The 19844-nt window shown below is 61.8% G+C and carries 15 protein-coding genes and 1 pseudogene; 11 read left to right on the plus strand and 5 right to left on the minus strand.

Features of this window, described 5'->3' with window-relative positions; translation table 11 throughout:
- Positions 1 to 480 precede the first annotated feature (480 nt).
- Positions 481 to 870 carry a hypothetical protein gene (locus ACH49N_RS25415; RefSeq protein ID WP_358275322.1) on the plus strand — a complete coding sequence of 130 codons (390 nt, stop codon included), beginning with the start codon at positions 481 to 483 and terminating at the stop codon, positions 868 to 870.
- 271 nt (positions 871 to 1141) lie between these two features.
- Positions 1142 to 1400: pseudogene (locus tag ACH49N_RS25420) on the plus strand (IS21 family transposase); the annotation flags it as partial.
- A 351-nt stretch (positions 1401 to 1751) separates the two neighbouring features.
- Here the strand turns inward: ACH49N_RS25420 and ACH49N_RS25425 are convergent.
- The 5 genes from ACH49N_RS25425 to ACH49N_RS25445 form a co-directional block, all read right to left on the minus strand.
- A complete protein-coding gene (locus ACH49N_RS25425) occupies positions 1752 to 2429 on the minus strand; it encodes a hypothetical protein (RefSeq protein WP_358275321.1) in 678 nt (225 codons plus the stop codon).
- Positions 2430 to 2440: 11 nt separating this feature from the next.
- On the minus strand, positions 2441 to 4000 hold the full coding sequence (locus tag ACH49N_RS25430) for a phenylacetate--CoA ligase family protein (RefSeq protein ID WP_358275319.1): 1560 nt from the start codon (positions 3998 to 4000) through the stop codon (positions 2441 to 2443).
- A gap of 762 nt (positions 4001 to 4762) precedes the next feature.
- Complete coding sequence (locus ACH49N_RS25435) at positions 4763 to 5503, minus strand: SDR family oxidoreductase (protein ID WP_358275318.1); 741 nt, start codon at positions 5501 to 5503, stop codon at positions 4763 to 4765.
- Between the two features lie 131 nt (positions 5504 to 5634).
- A complete protein-coding gene (locus ACH49N_RS25440) occupies positions 5635 to 6534 on the minus strand; it encodes an SDR family NAD(P)-dependent oxidoreductase (RefSeq protein WP_358275316.1) in 900 nt (299 codons plus the stop codon).
- Between the two features lie 128 nt (positions 6535 to 6662).
- Positions 6663 to 7898 carry an NmrA/HSCARG family protein gene (locus ACH49N_RS25445; protein WP_397504786.1) on the minus strand — a complete coding sequence of 412 codons (1236 nt, stop codon included), beginning with the start codon at positions 7896 to 7898 and terminating at the stop codon, positions 6663 to 6665.
- Here ACH49N_RS25445 and ACH49N_RS25450 point away from each other — a divergent pair.
- The 9 genes from ACH49N_RS25450 (at position 7820) to pntB (ending at position 19334) form a co-directional block, all read left to right on the plus strand.
- Complete coding sequence (locus tag ACH49N_RS25450; protein ID WP_358275315.1) at positions 7820 to 9166, plus strand: acyl-CoA dehydrogenase family protein; 1347 nt, start codon at positions 7820 to 7822, stop codon at positions 9164 to 9166. The two genes, ACH49N_RS25445 and ACH49N_RS25450, sit on opposite strands and share 79 nt — an antisense overlap.
- Before the next feature lie 154 nt (positions 9167 to 9320).
- Positions 9321 to 9905, plus strand: a complete 585-nt coding sequence (locus tag ACH49N_RS25455) for a TetR/AcrR family transcriptional regulator C-terminal domain-containing protein (protein WP_358275313.1) — start codon at positions 9321 to 9323, stop codon at positions 9903 to 9905.
- A gap of 530 nt (positions 9906 to 10435) precedes the next feature.
- Positions 10436 to 11596, plus strand: coding sequence for a thiolase family protein (locus tag ACH49N_RS25460; protein ID WP_358275312.1), 1161 nt, complete (start codon positions 10436 to 10438; stop codon positions 11594 to 11596).
- Entirely contained in the window at positions 11593 to 11997 is a 405-nt protein-coding gene (locus tag ACH49N_RS25465; RefSeq protein WP_358275310.1) for an OB-fold domain-containing protein, read from the plus strand. The genes ACH49N_RS25460 and ACH49N_RS25465 overlap by 4 nt, the downstream gene beginning before the upstream one ends.
- 1 nt (position 11998) lies before the next feature.
- The gene (locus tag ACH49N_RS25470; protein ID WP_358275308.1) at positions 11999 to 13552 is read left to right on the plus strand and encodes an AMP-binding protein; all 1554 of its coding nucleotides are present in this window, start codon (positions 11999 to 12001) and stop codon (positions 13550 to 13552) included.
- Positions 13553 to 13764: 212 nt separating this feature from the next.
- Positions 13765 to 15255: an MFS transporter gene (locus ACH49N_RS25475; protein ID WP_358275306.1), complete on the plus strand. Its 1491-nt coding sequence runs from the start codon at positions 13765 to 13767 to the stop codon at positions 15253 to 15255.
- Between the two features lie 193 nt (positions 15256 to 15448).
- Complete coding sequence (locus ACH49N_RS25480; protein ID WP_159923571.1) at positions 15449 to 15802, plus strand: nuclear transport factor 2 family protein; 354 nt, start codon at positions 15449 to 15451, stop codon at positions 15800 to 15802.
- A gap of 560 nt (positions 15803 to 16362) precedes the next feature.
- Positions 16363 to 17910, plus strand: a complete 1548-nt coding sequence (locus tag ACH49N_RS25485) for a Re/Si-specific NAD(P)(+) transhydrogenase subunit alpha (RefSeq protein WP_358275417.1) — start codon at positions 16363 to 16365, stop codon at positions 17908 to 17910.
- A gap of 8 nt (positions 17911 to 17918) precedes the next feature.
- Positions 17919 to 19334 carry a Re/Si-specific NAD(P)(+) transhydrogenase subunit beta gene (gene pntB / locus ACH49N_RS25490; protein ID WP_358275305.1) on the plus strand — a complete coding sequence of 472 codons (1416 nt, stop codon included), beginning with the start codon at positions 17919 to 17921 and terminating at the stop codon, positions 19332 to 19334.
- Positions 19335 to 19844: the final 510 nt, after the last annotated feature.

Consider the following 19844-nt stretch of genomic DNA (forward strand, 5'->3'; position numbering starts at 1 on the left):
TTGCCGCTCTTATATCGGTGATGGCTCCGGTTCTCGAGCTGACAGATGAGTAGTACGCCGCCTCGAACTCATCCGGAGGGATATATCCGAGCCGACTGTGCAGACGACTGCGTGTGAACCAGTCAACCCACTCCGTCGTGGTGTACTCGACATCCTCGAGACATTTGTCGGGACCCGGATGGAACGGATTGCCCTTGGCAATTACTTGGGTATTGAACAACCCCCGATTGTGCTCTCCGCGAGAGCATAGGTGCGTCCTGAAGACGATTGCGCGGTAGCGATGTAGAAGGCGTAGTCGCGTGATGCTAGCGGACATACCAACCTCCCTATAGGCGGACACGTTCGTCCCTGCTGACGGACAGCTGACCTCCCTGTCGATAAACATGGGGCCGGCGGTGTGTCGGTCCCGAAACAGGCGCCCCTCCGGGGTTTCGCTCGAGGTCTTCGACCACCTCGAGCGACTCCCGCCGGGAGGGACGCATGAAGAAGTCTGACAGGGACATCATGGAAATTCTCGAGGCCTACGACGCCACCGGCAGCGCGCACGGATCCGAAAACGGTCCGCCGCTACGTCACCGCCCGTGCGCCGGGATGCCGGTGACCGGCCCCTCGCGGCGACCGCGCATCATCGACGACCACCTACCCAAGATCGAGGAGTGGGTCGAGCGCAGCAAAGGCAAGGTCCGCGCCGACATCGTCCACGAACGACTCCGCGAGCTCGGGTCGACGGGACTGAACGCACCACCCGGCGCGGTGGCGGATGCGAAGTCGGCGTGGCAGGCCGCCGCACCTACCGGCCTGGGGGCACCTCCCACGCAGTGGGGGAGGATCACCGTACCCGGGGTAATGGATGCAATTCGACTGGGGTGAGGGCCCGAAAGTGCCCGGACAGGACGGGATCGTACGCTCGACCTGTTGTTCTGCCCAGGCTGGCGTGGTTACGCTTCCGTGTGGTGATCCCGGTGTGGGATCAGACCTGGGCGGTTTCGACGATTTGCGGATGGCGCACCGGTATCCCGGCGATGGGGTCGATGCTCACGGTGCGGGGATTGTCGGTCAACGCGTAGGTCGGCACTCCACCGAAGCGACACCGGGCGCGCAGGTCGGCTCCGCGGCTGCAGGTGCTCCACCGCCGTCGGTTCCGGAGTCGGCCCGAGTGACCGCGAGCTTCGCCGGCGTCTTGAAGCACTACGGCGTTTCGGTGGCGATCTGCCCACCCGAAGCCGGGAACCGCAAAGGGTGGGTCGAGAAGACCAATCATAATGGCGCTCAGCGCTGATCGCGCACCCTTCCTGACAACGTCACCGTCGAACAGGCCCCAGCATCGAGTGGACGAGTTCTGCCGGCTGCGGGGCGACACCCTGATGCGGGCCACAGCCGACCCCAAGGCCTCGGAGGCGACCGGGGTGGCCGCCCGAAACACTGACCGCGCGGCCGGCCTGGTCCCGGACGGCGTCGCCGCCGCAGACGTGTTGCACCGCAACCACCGGAACCCACCGGGACCACCACCACGACATCGAGCGAGGTCGAACAGTCGGCCGCAACGGCCTCGAACGGTCATCGACCTGTCCATCTACGAGCGGCTCGCCTGCGGGAGAACGTCGAGGCCACCGAGGCCCGCCGATTCGCCGGACGATTGCGGTTCGCGTGCCTGCCGATCCCGGCGGCGTCGCGAACAATCCACCGCGCCGGCGGGCGGAGAACCCGACGTGGTGGATTGTTCGCGCCCACTCACGGTTCCGGAGTCGAGGTCAGGACAGCTGAACCAGGGTTCCGCCTTCCTTGGTCGTGGTGACCGTAGCGCGGACCCCTGTAGGCACATCCACCAGGCTGGCCCTCCGCTGCGTCGTAGCGGAGACGATCAGTTCTCCGTCCCGGGAGCAAAACTCCCACTCGTCCCCGTCGAACTGCAAGTCATCGTCGTCGGGCAACCCGATCCCCACAGCAGGACCGAGCAGTGCGAACGGCAAAGACTGAACTCCCGCGGCTAACAGCTGCCGATGGGCCTCGGGCCTAGCCCAAATCAGCCGGGTGTCGGAGAAGACCCCCTGAAGGTCGGGCCTACTGTCCGTGATCGCAGCCAGGGTCTCCGGCCACAGTCCGAACACGACCGTGATGGGAAGTCTGTCGAGCATCGCAAGGAAACGGCGGGAGTCCCAACTATGCTGCTCCGCTGGAACGTACGTCGCGCCGATCTCGCGAAAGGCGCGGATGAACGGGCTGGTCCATGGAAGTTCGTGGTTGGGCGTTGTGCACAGGATGTAGTCATCCGAGGTGACGCCCGCGCGCCTTAGAAGTCGCAGAGCCCACTGGAAGTCACGTTCAGCGTCATCCCAGCCCACCTCGTACTCGTATGGCTCACCGCCGAAATCAGTAACGACTATGCCGTAAATGGGGGCTGCGGGGACTTTGCGGATCGCCTCAACCATTGAACGCCGACTCACTGCTTCACCACTCTCGGGAACTTGGCCACACTTGAACTGAACTTGAGAATCTCGTCGACAGTCAACAAAGTGACGTCCACTCCAACCCGGAGTCTCTGCTCGAGGAGAGATCTAACCCGCTCACCCAGGTCGTCAATATCGGCGGTTCGGTCCGGTGCATAACCGACGCGCAGCTCGAGTCGATCCATCTTCGATGCGTACTGCACGATCTGGAACATCCCGTCGCTGGTTTCGCTCAGGGTCTCGATGGCTGCCCAGATGTCGCTGACAAGGACGGCTCGTCCGTCAATCATAGTCTGGTCGCCCATTCGCCCGATTACCCACATCCGAGCATGGTGGCGGCCGAGCGACGATTCCTTCTTGGTTCTGCGGACGAGATCGCCTGACCGGAATCTGATGTATGGCGCGACTCGATTGTCGAAATCAGTCGTCACCAGTTCACCAATTTCGTCGTCCCCGACCTCATGGTGAGTCACAGGGTCGATCACCTCAGGAAGGATCGTGTCCTCCCAGAGGTAGAACCCGTCCTGATCCGTGCCTTCCCACGCCAGACCACAATCGCCGGCGCTCGTGAACGTGGCTATCTCCACACCCCAGTCCTCAGTGATCTTTCGCCGGAGTACTGCGCCGAGTGGCTGACCGGAGAAGGACACGTACTTGAGCGACGACAGCATCTCCCGCAGGTCGTAGCGATCCTCGAGAGCCTCGAACTCGAGAATCAGAGGCATCGGCAGCAGCATGTACGCCACGTTGTGGCGCTTGATCACGTTCAGGACCCGTTCACCGTTCCCGATCCAGGTGTCCACAAAGATCGGAACCAGACCCATGGCGTTGTAGAGCGTGTCCCAGTAGTTCTTGAATGTCCCCGCCGGGACGATAATACGATCGCCGGGTCGCAAACCCCACTCCCACTGGTCACGGAGGCACGCAGCAGGGATGGGTGGAATCTCGTCCCAGATCTCCGCCACCGGCTCAGGCTCGCCCGTCGTACCCGAAGTTGTGATGACAGAGGTAAGTTCAGAAGGATCGACACACAGGAGCCCGCCGAACGGATCACCAGTGCGTGCGCGAAACGCGCGAATGTCGTCTTTCGTCATCAGTGGCAGCTTCTCGACGAAGTCGCGAACGGATTTGATGTCGTCCGGCGTGATGCCACTTGCCCCCCAGAACTCGCGGTAGAAGGCTGAACGATCCCAGGCATACTGGACCAACTCCAGGATCTTCTGTTCCTGGTTCGATTCAATCGCAGCACGAGACGCCAGCTCTACCGCTGGCTCCAGCAGTGCGCCGCTTCCATGCCGTCGAGCGCTCACCCTGCCTTCGATGAGTGGGCTACGTTGTGCTGTCAAGATCAACTCCGTCCGTGGGTGCTTAAAGGTCGCGCGCTTCGTCCATCGCACGCGGAGCGGCAACCCCAAACGTAGCGTAGTGTGACGCAAGCAACGATTCAATAAGCATAAGTATCTATCGGATAACGGGTTCGGGCGGCCCCCGCCGAACGTAATTCGGAGTGCTGGAAACCGGTCCCATTGGGTCAATGAGACCTCGCGCAGCACCCGAGATCGACTGTTGTGCAGACTGAGTCAGCTGCCACGCCGCTGCGAGACGGCCGCCGGTCCGGTGAAACCTATCGGGACCCCGAACATCTACGGCGATCAGAATCTCTTCAATTCTCCTCGGGTGCCGGCCCAGGAGGAACGATCGCGCGCCCATATCCCCGGACGGTATGGGAAATCGCGTTGAGCGGGGGAGCGGGGCCAGGTAGTTGGCGACCAGGAAGCGCCTCCTTCCCGGTACTTCCGACAGGTTGAGCCCCGGTGTGCACTTAGCGGATGGGCGTGGGACCGGAAGTGCACGCGCTTTCGGTCGCGACAGGGATCCTCGGCGGCGTCATGGTAAGGCGTTCGAGGTCAGGGTGACCCAGTGAACGAGGACGTCAACCACAAATCGTGGACCTGTGCGAAGGCGAGCACGTGTCACTCCAGGAAGTCGGGTCCCGATTGTCGATGCCGGCCTCGACCGTGCACCCAATGCTGTTTCGTTGCCGACTCAACGGGCGCTTGCACGGCGACATCCGTACCGAAGAAGTAGTACGCAGTCCTGCAACGTCCCGATGTGCTGTCGGTGGTAGAACGCCTGGTGTGCCGCGAGCTGTCGTAAAGCGTGGCCTGGGATTCGCCACCATGTTCATAGGCAAGCGACGACACCGCGGTGTAAGGCCTGCGCTCAGCTGACGACGACCCACAGATTGCGCGGCCCGGGCGGTTTAGTGAACCGACATTCACCGGACAAACATCTACCGTCAAAACGTTGGACATCTAGCCAGCAGTACGACCGCCGTCGATCAAATAGCACTGCCCAATGATGTGGGTCGATTCATCGGATGCGAGAAAGAGCGCCAGCGATGCGACTTCCTCCGGCCGACCCAGTCGCTTCTCCGGTGAACGGGATTGAAGCTCTTCCATAAGCTCGTCTGAGATGCCGTCGAGTATGGGTGTCTGGATGGTCCCAGGGGCGATCGCGTTCACGCGGATTCCCTTGTCTGCGTATTCGTACCCGGCTTGCCTCGTCATCATCACCACACCGCCCTTCGAGATGACGTATCCGGAGGACCCTGGGGTGGCTCGAAATCCGGCGGTCGATGCGGTGTTTACGACCGTTCCACCGCCGCTATCGAGCATGAGGCGGATTCCCGCCTGAAGCACCATGAAAGCACCGCGGACGTTTACAGCGTGCGCTCTATCGAATGCTTCGATCGGGTATTCGTGAAGCGGCACTCCGCTCAAGCCGCCGATGCCGGCGTTGTTCGCCAAGATGTCGAGGCCCCCGAATCGCTTTCGGGCCTCCTCTTCCAGCCGTTGAACGTGTTCCTGGTCGCTTACATCGCACAAGATGGGATTGATCGCGTTCGACTGCGATGCAGTTTCTTTGACACCATCGCTAATGTCAGCCGCGAGAACTTCAGCGCCTTCTGCCGCGAATCGCAACGCGATGGCGCGTCCGATACCAGAACCGGCACCAGTAACGATCGCAGACTTTCCTGCGAGTCGACCTCCCATGTCGAGCTCCCTTCATTTTCAGGTGGCGTCAGGATTGATAGATGTGGACGCCTAACGGCGATGACCTGCCGAAGCGGTTCGGCAGGTCTGTCGACTGAAGTTGCCGGAGCAGGATTAGTCGACTTCACGGATCAGCGAGTCGCGTCTGCCCCTGTTCGCCTTCGAGCCTTTTCTACTGCTTCGGTAGATTCTCGCGAACTGGGATACGCGTTCTGCGCCGCCGTGTCAGTTACTTCGGGCCAATGTTCAAGAATCGACTCGGGTGTCTGGTCGCGGTCGTAATAACCTACGTTTGTGAAAGGAGTGACCATGCCAACCCGACCCGACCCTACGTCGAAATTGGCGCCCGTCGTGGGGCACTGCTCACTGCACAGCAAGGCAACGAGAGGGGACACCAGGCTGGTGGGTGACTCCATTCGCATCTTTTCCGCCCATTCTTCACTCACGTAAGACTCGGCCATTGGCGTAAACGCGGTTGGGCAAATGGAATTAACCATGATTCCGAAGGGCTTGCCGTCGAGTGCAGCCGAACGCATCATGCCGAATATCCCGCCTTTAGTGGCCGAATAACTGATGGAGTTATTCCCGCCCAGCAGGCCGTGGCCTGATGTGGTCATTACGATTCGCCCATACTCCCGGGCGGCCATGATTGGCCACACCGCTCGCGTCACGTAGAATGTGCCGTCCAGTCCGACTTTGCGCACCAACTCGTACTCTTCGATTTCCACATCCAGAAAGCTGGAATACCGACCAATAGCGGCATTATTGACAAGGATGTCGACGCCTCCGCATTGCTCTTCGGTGAAATCGACCAAGCCTTTGGCTCCCGATGGTGTCGAGATATCGTGGTCGCTTGCGATAGATAATCCGCCGGCGCCTCGTATGGCGTCTGCAACTTCGCCGGGGTTCGTCACGTCATTGACGACCACTATCGCACCGCGTGCGGCCAGGATTTCCGCATAGGATCGTCCCAATCCTCGGCCGGCGCCGGTAACGATCGCAACGCGGCCGCTGAAATTGATGTTTCGCAACGGTCTCTCCCTAAGAGGTTCTGCATGTGGGTCAAGATATAATCGCCCGGGAGCGAATCACTCGACCCGGTGGCGTGTAATGGCGGAATATTGTAGGTTCCCCGCGGTTTACAGACTTCCGAGGGCGATCACTGGTGTGAAGAAAGCCAATCTCGGAGGCTTGTGCCGATATCGATCCCGTATGCGGCAGCGTGTTCAGGTCGAGCCGGGTAGCCGACAGCGTCGAGCCAAATCTGCATGCCGGACCAGTACCTGTGGCCCAACCGCTCCTCGATTTCATGTGGAGACGCCGAACAGGCCTTGGTCCGAACCCCGGTAACATCGCCGTAGGTGTCGGCAATCTCCGCAAAGCTCAGTGCGGTGGAGGAAAGCTCGATTTCCGCCTTCGCAAAGCGGGCGGGGTCGGCGACAACAGTGGCAACTGCTTTGCCGAAGTCGTCACCCGAGACCATCGCCAGGGGCGTGGTAATACCACAGGCTACGACGATCTCGCCACGGCTCAGGAAGGGAAACATGTGAGCCACCTTGGGCGCCACGAAGTTTTCCATGAAGAATGCTGGCTTCAGTATGGTCCAGACTGGGAACCCGGCGCTGCGTACGGCGTCCTCGACGGCCTCCTTACTGTCCCAGTAGGCATCTGTCCCACCAGAAGTTGCTTCCGGATGAGACTTTCGCCAGCCCGTTCCGGAGACTGAACTGTGTACAAAGTGCGCGACATTCGAGTCTCTCGCAGCCGTAATCAGGTTGTTCGCTTGATCTCGCTCGGAGGTTGGGTTGACTGGACTCGGGGCGAGCTGGACTGAAAAGACGGAGTCGTGTCCCGCACATGCTGCCCGAAGCGAGAAGCTGTCCTCGAGGTCGCCCTCAATCAGACGTATTCCGGACTTCTCGAGCTCCACGGCAGCCTCGGAACGAGGGTCGCGGACAAGAGCTGACACGGAGGCACCCCCGCGGCTGAGATTACGAGCAACGGACCCGCCCTGCATCCCGGTTGCGCCGGTCACAAGGACCGACCGATTCTTAAGGTCACTAAGATCTACTGTCACAATGACTCCTTCGTAATTTGGCTGTGCCGCAATCATGGCGTCTCCGGAACCTGTCTCCTGAGTGAGCCATGATTTCTGACTCGGCGCCGTCTGCCCTAACAGTAGTTCGTCGCGCCGGTCATATGAGCCCTCCTTGGGCGGATGTTTCCTCCGCGGGTATAGCGTGAACTTAGATACTTTACAGCGTAACGTAAAGGGTTCATTCTGTGAAGGTACCGTCCGAGACTCCTGGAGAGCTGATGACGCACACGACCGCCACCGCGGTGATGACATCTGAACAGCGCGCCGACTACCTCGATCGACTCGATGTCGAGACATTGTCAGCGCTGATGCGCTCCACCTGGACCTGGGACGATCGCGCTGTGCGGCGACAGCTCAGCAAAATCCTGGTCGGTCTCGCTGCGGTGCGCGAACTACGCACCGGAATCGTCGACGGCCCGGCCCCTGTGATCGAGGCCGCAGAGTGCGGTGTACTGGCAACCGCCGGCGAGTTCATCGCCGAAATCCTCGGTCCTCGCCTGCTTGCAGATGCCGGGAACCCCTTTCGTGGTCCGTTCTTGCCGCTGGTGTCGGCGACGGGTGGACTGGTCTATCAGGCAGAGCAGGCGCTGAACGCGATCTCTGTCGAAGTCACAGGTCATGTGATCGAGCGCAACGAGTCCCTGTCGACCATCCTGCCCGAAACTGCCTGGGCTGAGAATTCCTCGTCTGCGAGGGGGCTCGCGCAGGTCGCATACTCGGCCGGCTTCACACTGTCGGCGACCGACTACTTCGCTTCGGCAGGGCTTGCCGCCCAGGCGTACTCCTTGGCGTCCGCATCCAACGGCGATTGTGCCGATCTCCGGAAGGCAACTCTGGCTGTGGCTGAGGAGTCCGGGTCGTGGGACCCGGCACTCGTTCGCGCCGTTGCGTCTCCAGATGGCGACTCCTGGAGGGTCTCCGGTGAGAAATGGTTTGTCCCCAGTGCCCTGGGGTCGGACACGATTCTCACGATCGCACGCACGGTTGGTGGTCCGTCCCTGTACCTCGTCGAAGCCTCAGCCCCGGGAGTGAGTGTCAATTCGCTCCCGACACTTGATGCTGATCGGCCTCTGGCCCGGGTCGGATTCGACGATACGCCCGCGGTGATGATCGGCCGGGAAGGTGCTGTCGGACAGATCATGAACAGTATCGTGGACCGGGCGACGACCGCCCTCGCTGCCGAGCAGGTGGGCCTGGTGGATCGTGGCCTGAAGACGTTGTCGCAATTGCCTCCGTCGTGTGGTGACAGCGAAGCGTGGCGTCGGTACACCCGCGAGATTGCTGCGATGGAAGTTCTGCGATGGAGTGCAACTGCTCTGTTGCTCCGAGCGATTAAGCTCCAGGGAGACAACAGGAGCGGCGAGAGTTCAGTTGCTTCCGCGATGGCGCACATCGGGTGTTCCTCGGCGGCTCGTCGTGTGTTCCGGCGGCTTCAGACGGCCGGCTCGAGCGAGTTCGAACCAGCGGTCGCCCAAGCAATCGGTCTGCGCGTTCAGACGACAGACCTGCTTCTCGGGGGCCCGATTGCGGCGCACGAGAGGCTCCTTGAACGCCTCGGAATCTAATGCGTGTGGTGATGGCGGCACGGGCCTGTACTCGTCGTCTCCGGGGTGCGTGCGGGACGATGAGTACACTATCGCTGTGAATTCGAACGAGCGTTCATCTTCCTCGCGCGCTACGACGGACGCTGTTCGGCGCGGTAAAGGACGCCCGCCGTCGTTGACCGAGGATCAGATCGTCGATGCAGCCCTGACGATCATTCGAGCGGACGGGCTCGATGCGCTCTCGATGCGGCGTCTGTCTCGTGAGCTCGGACGCTCCCAAATGGCTGCTTACTCTCATGTCGCCGACAAGCAGGAGCTTCTCGACCTCGTCGCTCGGCGAACCCTCGCGGAGGTTCGCATCCCTACTGCGGACGATGGGCCGTGGGACACCCGGCTCCGGCTGCTGATCGAGAGGAGCGATGCGCAGCTGCGCCGACATCCTGGGATCGCCAGCCTTCTACTCCAGCGCATGTTGTACTCCGACTGGAGGTTGGTCGACGCGCTGATGGCGATCCTGCTGGAGGCGGGGTTGGAAAAGAGGCAAGTCGTTCTGACGTACGCGATGATCCACACCTATCTGTTCGGGCGTTACCAGGTGGCGTTGGACGCCGTGCCCCAACCCGAAGACCAGGTGGGGGTACCGTCGGCCTTGGCGCAGATCATGCCGTACCTCGACGACTTGCGGGGTGCCGACTACTTCAGTTTCGGTATCGATACCTTGATTGACGGAATCCGAGCCCGCGCTGGTAAGCCCAGCTGAAAGCGGAGACTGGCCGCGCAGAAGGATCCTCCTTAAACGCCTCGCACCCTTCCGGTGCGAGGCGGCAATCGAGTGAATGCCGCCAGCACCTGATGGGCTGACATGTGTGAACCGAGGCCTTCCTGATCCCAGGACCGCGATGATTTCGACGCAGGGAGACGAAGCCAGGCGCGATGTCCTCATGTCCTAGAACGTTGCCGTACCCACTGTGCCCTTGCCGGATACGGCACTCGGCGCGGCTGTACTCGGCTCGGCTGGTGGGAGGTACTGCTGCGGTCACGAGGCTCCCGGCAGCTTGAACGACATCGGCTGTGGGCTACGGGTGGGTCCGGCCCGCGGGCGAAGCCCTTTGGGTCTCCGGCTGGCTGAGCTGCAAAAACGCGGTTGCTACTTTACACTGTAACGTGACGTGGTGCACACTGCTATCAGATAAAGTATCTATCTATATGCGGTTCGACTGGCTTGGAACGCCGGTTGGGCCAGTTGGTGAAGGTCAGTCATCACCTTCGCCGAGATCTGGAGGAACATTGATGCCGCTACAAGACGTCGCCTTGGTGGGTATCTATGCCACTGAGCAGTCTCGAGCACTCCCGCACCGCACGTCGCTGGAACTTGCACAAGAAGCTGTCTTTGGAGCGATCGCGGACGCGGGCCTGAAGCCATCAGACGTCGACGGAGTCGCCGCGGAATGGCCGGGTGCGGGCGGTCGTCCGGGGGAGGGCTCTTTGTGGGCTCGCGCCCTCGGTGGCTCCGTTCGGTGGATTGCCGATTCGCTGCTCGACACGTCCGGCGTGCGGGGTGTCCTCAAGGCGGCCGCAGCGATCAACGCCGGCCTGTGTGACGTCGCGGTGGTCGGCGGAGGCATGGCGGGGATGTTCGGGCCGGGCGCAACCGTCAGCGCAGGAGTCGAGCCGGGGGAGTTCACCGACGTCTGGGGGGCCTACGTCGTCCCTCTCTTCGCCCTGGTTGCGGCCGAGCACATGCATCGTTTTGGAACCACGCCCGAGCAGCTCGCCAGTGTGTCCGCGACAATCCGAAACAATGGTCACACCAACCCGGAGGCGATCATGTTCGGACGGGGACCGTACACCGTTGACGATGTTCTGGCCTCGCCCATGGTGGCTTCGCCCTTGCACCGGCTCGACGTGTGCCTCTCCGGCGAAGGAGGTGCCGCAGTCGTGCTGACATCGATGGCACGTGCGCGGGATCTTCCACACATACCGGTGTCTGTACTTGGTGGATCCATGGAAGCCATCGGGGGACCGTATTTCACGCCTCCCTCCTACAGTGCGGTAGGCAGGCTAGGCGCCGCCGCCGCCGAGCGTGCCTTCGCCATCGCCGACCGGAGCCGTGATGACGTAGACGTCCTGAGTCTCTACGACCCGAATTCGTTTGAGGTCATTCGGCAGCTCGAGGTGCTGGGGTACTGCCCTGAGGGCGAGGGAGGCCGCTACGTAACCTCCGAGTCGATCGGAATCGGCGGTCCTCGTCCGCTAAATCCAGACGGAGGATGCCTCTCGTATGCTTGGAATGGCACTCAACAGATGACGCTGAAAGTGGTCGAGTGTGTCCGGCAGATCAGGGGTACCGCGGTGCATCAAATTCAGGGCGTCGAGACCGCACTGGCCGCGAACGCTGGTTCAGCTGCCGGTCACTACGAGCTCGCCATCTTTGGAAAGGGACCGCGTTGAGAAGCCTTGCTGCAGTTCCTTCCGCTTGGTCGTCCGAGTTCTGGGAGGCCGCGCGAAACCACCGCTTCGTGACTCCACGATGCAACAGAACCGGTCGGTACTTCTTCCCGCCCGAACGATGTGTACCCGGAACGGGCTCCACGGACTGGTCCTACGTCGAATGCCGTGGTACTGGGACGGTCACCACATTCACTGTGGTGCACAGGCCCCTTTCCGCCGACTTCGAGACGCCATATGTCCTTGGCGTCGTCACAGGCGACGAAGGCTGGACGTACCTCACCAATATTGTCGGGTGCCCACCAGAAGCCATCAGTATTGGCACGCGGGTGCGAGTTGTCTTCCACGACGTCGAGGGCACATCGCTTCCGATGTTCACGCCCGTCGAACCCATAGGAGCGTGACATGGTCTATCAACCGACGATCTCCGACATCTGCCGGGAGAACAGTCACAGCTACCCCGCGACCGAGGCGGTTGTCGACGGGGCCACCAGATTCACTTGGCAGCAGTTCGATCTACGGGTCGATCGTGTGGCACACGTGCTGGCGCAGTCGGGTGTCTCGCACGGCGACCGCATTCTCTGGTTGGCGCAGGGGTCGTTCCGTTTCCTCGAGTTGTTGACCGCTGCCGGGCGGCTGGGAGCAATGATCTGCCCCGTGAACTGGCGTCAGCCGGCTGAAGAGATGGCGTTCGTCATCAACGATCTCGAGCCGTCAGTTGTCTTCTGGCAAGAGGAAGAGATCGGCGAGGCAGTAAAGGCCGCCCGGCAGGCCGCGCAGTTCGACGCGACCTGGATTCAACACGACGGCACCGGGCCGGATGGCTATGAGGCGAGAGTCGCTGCAGCGCCGCCAATTTCAGCTCCGAATGCAGATGTTAGCCCCGACGATGCACTGCTGGTGATCTACACCGCCGCAACCACTGAGCGCCCGCGCGGTTCGATGCTGAGCCATCGCAACCTCATCTCCATGGCACTGATGACCGGTGATATTACGGGCGCTGCTCACGATTCGATATTCCTGAACTCGGGTCCGCTGTTCCATACCGCCAACTTCCAACTCGAATCTCTGCCGGTATACGTGCGGGGCGGGACCAACGTCTACACACCCCGTGTCGATGCCGCCAACGTCCTGCAAATCATCGCCGATGAGAAAGTGACCTCCGCCTTCCTCATGCCCCCCACCATTGCGGAGATCAAGCAGCTCAACAGGGAGGCCCGACTCGACATCTCCACGCTGAGAGCCGGTGCGTTCGGATCGATGTGGGGCGACGACCTGCCTGCCGACACATCACCATGGGGACAGCGCCCCGGCGGCTACGGACAGACAGAGCTGACCGGCTTGGCCCTCCTGAAAGCAATCGGACCGGATTGCCTCGGCAACGCGGGTAGACCCTTCCCGGGGACACAAGTGAAAATTGTGGACCCTGCAGGGGCGGCGGTACCGGACGGCGAGATGGGGGAGATCGCGATTCGTGGGGACACCGTCCACAGCGGGTACTGGAACCGCTCGGAGACGAATGCTGCGCGGTTCCTCGACGGTGGATGGTGGCGAACGACAGATGCCGGCCGACGGGAGCTCGACGGATCCGTGTCCTTTCTCGGCACCCTGATCCGGGTAATCAAGTCCGCGGCCGAGAACATTTACCCACCGGAGGTCGAGGGCTGTCTGAAAACCCATCCCGCCGTGAAGACAGCCGCAATCATTGGCGTACCTGACCCTGTCTTCATTCAATCCGTCAAGGCAATCGTCGTCTTGAAAAACGGTGAGTCGGTTTCTGAAGGCGAGCTGCGGGAGTACTGCAGGACACGCATAGCCTCCTACAAGAAACCCAAGTTTGTGGAGTTTGTCGACTCGATCCCGACGGTCGGCGGTGCCATCGACTACGACGCGCTCGATACCGCCTTTGGGGGCGGCGGTTACCCGGGCGAGTCCGACATTACGAAGGCGAAGGTCTGATCTCCGGCTCACGTTTTGATCCGGGGTCATCCCTAAACGGCCAGTGTGGAGGCGCTCGTGAGTTGGATCCATTTTTCGGATAGTTGTCAGCGTTTTTCAAGTTCAAATTTCAGACTCACATCACAGGCCCGCATGCGCGTGGCGAAAAATCTTTTCACCTCCGTTGCGGATCGTCACAGACGACTGCTGATGTCCAGAACAGGAGCGAACGAATGAAGCACTCAGACGGAGAGCCGGTGCACTCATCACAGCGTACCCGGGTTCACGAAAACATCGCCGCCCGTCTTGAAAATCTACCGGCCCGCGGTAGATCGAGGATGGTGGTTGTGGTCGCTGCCCTAGCCGTATTCTTTGATATTGGTGACGGTGCCTCGCTTGGGCTCGTCGCTCCGACGTTGCGGGATGCTATTGGGCTGACCACTACCATGTTCGCTCTCACGATGTCCGCGACCTTTATCGGGTCCTTCCTTGGCGCTTCTATCGGTGGCTATTTGTCGGACAGATATGGTCGAATTCGATTCTTTCGTTTGGCATTGGCTATCACGACGCTCTTCACTCTGGCGCAATCTGTCATCCAAACGCCGGTTGAACTGGTCATTCTTCGCTTCCTTGCGGGGATCGGAATCGGATCACTATTCGTTGTCGCGTTGATCTATCTCGTTGAGATGAGCCCACCGTCTCGAAGGACTGCGCGCACAGCGATTGTGGCAGGCATTGGTGTAGGAGGCTCGGCCGTTTTCGCAACGTTGGCTCGACTCATCATTCCAGTCGGGCCCGAGGGCTGGCGTCTCGTGTTTTGTATCAGCGCCTTGGCGATCCTCTTGTACATTCCGTTGCGACTGCTCCCCGAATCCCCGCTGTGGTTGGTTACGCGTGGGCGCCTGGACGATGCAGAAGCGGCAATGACCTCGCTGGAACGAAACTCGGCCGTTTCCTCAACGCAATCGCCGGCACTCGCTACCCGCGAAGAAGTTTTCACCTCGGACGCGGCAGGTTCGACTGCCACGGAATCGGTGAGTGCAGAACCTGATACCGTAGATATAGCTGGTGGGGAACCAGTTCGACTGACACGCGGACCCCTACTCGTCTCCCTTGTTCTGGTGTCGGTGATGTTGATGCTCTATTCGACCGCGGGGCAGTCGTTCTCCATGTGGCTTCCCACGATTCTTGATGCTCGGGGATTCGACTCCTCATTGGCGCTCACAGTCACCGCCGCGTCGTTGTACGGAGCGCCACTGGGTTGCGCAATTGTGTACCTGTCCAGTCGTTTTGTTTCGCGGTGGACGATGATGTTTGCAATGGCCGCGCTGGCCTGCATCAGTATCGTCGTCTTCTTTGCATCAGATGCGACGTCTGTCGTAATCGCTTCTGCATTCGTGGTGATGGCGGTGAGTGGTGGCTACTCGCCACTGACCAACGTGACAGCCGGCGAGGAGTTCCCGACCTCTGTGCGAGCGAGTGGAATGGGCTTCGCCCACTCGACGACCCGAGTATCAAATGCTGTCGCTCCTTTCTGGCTTGCTATGGTGCTCAATTCGGGCCTGTTCGTACTTGGGTCGTTCCTTGTCGGCCTGTGGGCCGGAATTCTGGCCGTGGTGTCCATGCTGCGGGCTCGCCACATCGCAGCGCAACGACGTGCGTCGAAACAGCAAGATGTCGATGCGTTTTCAATTGTTGCTGGGGGCGGCAAGTCGCTCAATTAGGGCCGCACCATATTTTCTGGACGTAACTTCTGCTGACCGAATCGGTGAGGGTCTTTATCTTGAAGTTGCTGGTCTTATCCCGGCTTCGCCGGCGGATACTTACGCACCGGCGCGAGGAATGGAGCCCGAGGCTTGGAAGATGGCCCAATCAGAACCAACCGATATAGAATCACACTGGAAGGATTTACTGAACATGACGACTCCTACCCGCGCGTTCGCCGAACGATACGTGGAGTTCACCAATGCCGGCCAATACAACCGGCTTGCATCCTTGTTCGCAGAAGATGCAGTCTTTCTCGCTCCGAAGGGGCGCGAGCTGCGAGGACGGGAACAAATTAGCTCGTTTTACGAGAATTTCCTGCCCTCCATCAAGTCCAGACTCCGACTCGCCAGCTTCGTCGAGCAGGGCGACATGTGCGTCTACGAGTTGGATGCGCAGATCAACGACGAGACCGAGTACTTTTTGAGTGCCATCGACCACGCGACGCTCGACGGCGACGGTTTGGTCAAACGTTTCGTCGTGTACACGCGGGAGACTGGTCGATAGCCGGCGCCTTCGACGGAGTGGTCGGGCGGGCTGTGTCCCGTGCGCGGTCTGCGAACCGGCTTTGCGATGGAATGGTGGCGGTTGGTGAGCGCGGACTGTTGTAAGGGCGTCTTGGTCGACGACGAGACAGCGCTTCCGAAGAACAAAATGCGCTCGGCGGTGCCCGACAATATTCGGTACGGCGAATTGCGAACATCCCGGACGGAGGCTACACCTACGCCTCCGTCCGGTCGGGCGTTTATCGACCGTGATTCGTATCTGCGAGCCCTGGCCTGAGGACCGCAGCGATGCCGTGCCGCCGGAAAGCTGGTGACTTCGCCTGCCTGACGATTCTGCGGGGTCCTCCAGGGAAATCACCAACGGTGTACGCGACCTGAATCACCCTTCATGCAAGCAAGAACCAGAGTTCCCCAGCATGGGCTGCAGACCAACGGTTAGTGCCCAGATCAAACTGCACGCCTCATCCTGTGCCAAGCATGCACGCCGCTGATCAAGGAGTACGAATGAGTGAAAGTCCACCAGCGCCCACCTTCCCGGCGCCAACTCCCGCCCCATCACCGATGCGAATCGGGCTGGTCGCGGAAACCGTCAAGGCCGAGACGCGGGTCGCGCTCACTCCGGAGGCGGTGCGCAAGATCGTAAGCCTCGGCTATACGGTGACCGTGGAGTCCGGGGCGGGGGAGCGAGCCGGATTCGACGACACCGCCTACCTCGACGCTGGTGCCGAGATCTCGGCAAGTCCTGTGTGGGACGCGGACGTAGTGGTGATGATCAACGCCCCGCAGCCCGACGAGATCACCGCACTGCGTGCCGGCAGTGTCCTGATCGCGATGCTCGCCCCGGCGCTCGATCCTGAACGCCTGGCTGCGTTGGCCGAGCGGGGAGTCACCGCACTGGCGATGGACGCGGTACCGCGCATCTCGCGGGCGCAGTCGATGGACGTGCTCAGCTCGATGGCGAACATCGCCGGCTACCGCGCCGTGGTCGAGGCTGCACACGCCTTCGGCCGATTCTTCACCGGTCAGGTCACCGCGGCGGGCAAGGTCCCGCCCGCGAAGGTGCTCGTTGCCGGTGCCGGCGTGGCCGGGCTGGCCGCGATCGCGACCGCGAACAGCCTCGGCGCCGTGGTGCGAGCCACCGACCCGCGGCCCGAGGTCGCCGATCAGGTCAAGTCGCTGGGCGGCGAATATCTGGCTGTCGAGGTCGCTCAGGAGAAGAGCGCCGACGGCTACGCGAAGGCGACGTCGCACGAATACGATAGACGCGCATCGGAAATCTACTCTGAGCAGGCCGCAGACGTCGACATCGTGGTCACAACCGCCCTGATCCCGGGCCGTCCGGCCCCGAGGCTACTCGACGCCCAGCAAGTCGCCTCCATGAGACCCGGCAGCGTGATCGTCGACATGGCGGCCGCGCAGGGTGGCAACGTGGCGGGCACGGTCGCCGGTGAAATCGTCGTGACCGACAACGGGGTCACGATCATCGGCTACACCGACCTACCCGGCCGACTACCCACCCAGGCCTCACAGCTGTACGGCACGAACGTGGTCAACCTCCTGAAGCTGCTCACCCCGGGCAAGGACGGGCACATCGTGCTCGACTTCGAGGACGTGGTGCAGCGCGGACTGACCGTCACCCACCAGGGTGAAACGCTCTGGCCGCCGCCGCCGGTATCGGTGAGCGCCGCCCCCACGTCGGCTGCACAAGCCGCCGACACCCAGGTCGAACCAACGCCGAAGAAGGCCCCGTCGCCGTGGGCGCGAGCATCAATGGGGATCCTCGGAGCGATCGCGTTGTTCCTGGCCACCGCATTCGCGCCTCCTCAACTGGCCGGACACCTGACGGTGTTCGTGCTGGCGGTGGTGATCGGCTTCTATGTCATCGGCAACGTCCACCACGCCCTGCACACGCCATTGATGTCGGTCACCAACGCCATCTCCGGAATCATCGTGGTCGGTGCCATCGTGCAGATCGGCACCGGCGGCGCGAATGCCGGCGGGGAACTGGTCACCGGGCTGGCCGCGTTTGCCGTGTTGCTGGCCGCCATCAACATCGTCGGTGGCTTCGCGGTGACCCGCCGCATGCTGTCGATGTTCTCGAGGAGCTGAGAATAGGTATGAGCGTTTCGACGTGGACTGCGGCGGCCTATCTCATCGCCGCCCTGCTATTCGTGGTCAGTCTCGCGGGGCTGTCCAAGCACGAAACCTCCCGCTCAGGCGTGGTAGTCGGTGTGGTCGGAATGATGACCGCGCTGGTCGCCACCGTGCTCACCGCACTCGACTCGGCGTCCGGTCTCGGAATCGCCCTGCTCCTGATCGCATTGGTGGTCGGCAGCGGAATCGGGCTCTGGCGGGCCCGGGTCGTCGAGATGACCGGCATGCCGGAGCTCATCGCGCTGATGCACAGCTTCGTCGGCCTTGCCGCGGTGTTAGTGGGCTGGAACGGCTTCCTCGAAGTCGAGAGCGGCCACACCGAACTGGCCGGTTCCCTGCTGGGGATCCACCACGCCGAGGTGGTGATCGGGGTGTTCATCGGCGCCGTGACGTTCACCGGCTCGATCGTCGCCTACCTGAAGTTGTCGGCACGGATCCCGTCGACGCCGCTGCAGCTGCCGGGGAAGAATCTGATCAACCTCGCTGCGCTGACCGCGTTCGTCGTGCTCACGGTGATCTTCGTGAATGGCCCTACCCTGTGGCTGCTCGCCGCAGTGACGATCCTGGCGATGCTCCTGGGAATCCACCTGGTCGCCTCGATCGGCGGCGGCGACATGCCCGTGGTCGTGTCGATGCTCAACAGCTACTCCGGCTGGGCCGCAGCGGCATCCGGTTTCCTGTTGGCCAACGACCTGCTGATCATCACCGGCGCACTCGTCGGGTCCTCGGGCGCGTACCTGTCCTACGTGATGTGCAAGGCGATGAACCGGTCGTTCCTCTCGGTCATCGCCGGCGGCTTCGGAGCACCCACCTCCTCCGGCGGGGCGAGTGTCACCGGTGAGCACCGGGAGATCAACGCCGACGGGGTCGCCGAGTTGCTGGCGGGCGCCAAATCGGTTGTCATCACTCCCGGCTACGGCATGGCCGTCGCGCAGGCGCAGTACCCGGTCGCGGAGCTAACTCGTCGCCTGAGTGAGCAGGGCGTCGAGGTCCGGTTCGGAGTACACCCGGTGGCCGGTCGGTTGCCCGGCCACATGAACGTGCTGCTCGCCGAGGCACAAGTGCCCTACGACATTGTCTTGGAGATGGACGAAGTCAATGACGATCTCGCCGACACGGACGTCGTCCTTGTCATTGGGGCCAACGACACGGTGAATCCGGCCGCCGCCGAGGACCCTGCCAGCCCCATCGCTGGAATGCCGGTGCTGCGGGTCTGGGAGTCCGCCGACGTCGTGGTGTTCAAGCGATCCATGGCCACCGGATACGCGGGCGTGCAGAACCCCCTATTCTTCCGGGACAACACCCAGATGCTGTTCGGTGACGCCAAAGAGCGTGTGCAGGACATCCTCGTCGCCCTGAAGACCCACGCGAAGGTCTGAACAACCTCGGAATTTCTTCGAAACCTCGCTGCGGCAGTGTATGTCGGCAGTGAGGGTCTCGACCAGGCGGTCGGTGCTGCGCCAGAGTGGGGGCCGTGCACCGACCACCTCGTCGTCGAGGGCCCGTCCTACCGTCTACGCACCCGATCCGGCCGTGTCCCGATTGACAGCTCAGAAGGCCAGGTCGATGCCCGATGACACATTCGGGTGGTCCCATGTTCGTGGCAACGAGGTGGTCCCATCACCCTGGCAAGCGACACGATCGCGGGCCTGAGTGATCGTGCTGGTTGCTTGCCCGTGTCCCAGGACATTATTGGGAACCCGTCTGGCTCTGCTGCGGATGCGGTTGCGTTGCGGAGTTCTTCTGCTGCCGTGACCGCGTTGGGCGACCTTCACCGGGCAGGCGCGCACGTTCGTGCCTGAGCGTGCAGATCGACTAATGGGCGGACGGCCAACCCTGATGTCCGCGGATTAGCCACCGCAGGAGAGATATTCGGCTGGAGTAGCTCC

The organism is Rhodococcus sp. NPDC019647, assembly GCF_044389235.1.
In the GTDB taxonomy this organism is placed as follows: domain Bacteria; phylum Actinomycetota; class Actinomycetes; order Mycobacteriales; family Mycobacteriaceae; genus Rhodococcus_F; species Rhodococcus_F oxybenzonivorans.

Excerpts from the sequence above, each read along its gene's own strand:
- ACH49N_RS25415 (WP_358275322.1), top strand. The coding sequence starts at position 481 with ATGAAGAAGTCTGACAGGGACATCATGGAAATTCTCGAGGCCTACGAC.
- ACH49N_RS25425 (WP_358275321.1), bottom strand. The coding sequence starts at position 2,429 with ATGGTTGAGGCGATCCGCAAAGTCCCCGCAGCCCCCATTTACGGCATA.
- ACH49N_RS25435 (WP_358275318.1), bottom strand. The coding sequence starts at position 5,503 with ATGGGAGGTCGACTCGCAGGAAAGTCTGCGATCGTTACTGGTGCCGGT.
- ACH49N_RS25450 (WP_358275315.1), top strand. The coding sequence starts at position 7,820 with ATGACGCACACGACCGCCACCGCGGTGATGACATCTGAACAGCGCGCC.
- ACH49N_RS25445 (WP_397504786.1), bottom strand. The coding sequence starts at position 7,898 with ATGTCTCGACATCGAGTCGATCGAGGTAGTCGGCGCGCTGTTCAGATG.
- ACH49N_RS25460 (WP_358275312.1), top strand. The coding sequence starts at position 10,436 with ATGCCGCTACAAGACGTCGCCTTGGTGGGTATCTATGCCACTGAGCAG.
- ACH49N_RS25470 (WP_358275308.1), top strand. The coding sequence starts at position 11,999 with ATGGTCTATCAACCGACGATCTCCGACATCTGCCGGGAGAACAGTCAC.
- ACH49N_RS25475 (WP_358275306.1), top strand. The coding sequence starts at position 13,765 with ATGAAGCACTCAGACGGAGAGCCGGTGCACTCATCACAGCGTACCCGG.
- ACH49N_RS25480 (WP_159923571.1), top strand. The coding sequence starts at position 15,449 with ATGACGACTCCTACCCGCGCGTTCGCCGAACGATACGTGGAGTTCACC.
- ACH49N_RS25485 (WP_358275417.1), top strand. The coding sequence starts at position 16,363 with ATGCGAATCGGGCTGGTCGCGGAAACCGTCAAGGCCGAGACGCGGGTC.
- pntB (WP_358275305.1), top strand. The coding sequence starts at position 17,919 with ATGAGCGTTTCGACGTGGACTGCGGCGGCCTATCTCATCGCCGCCCTG.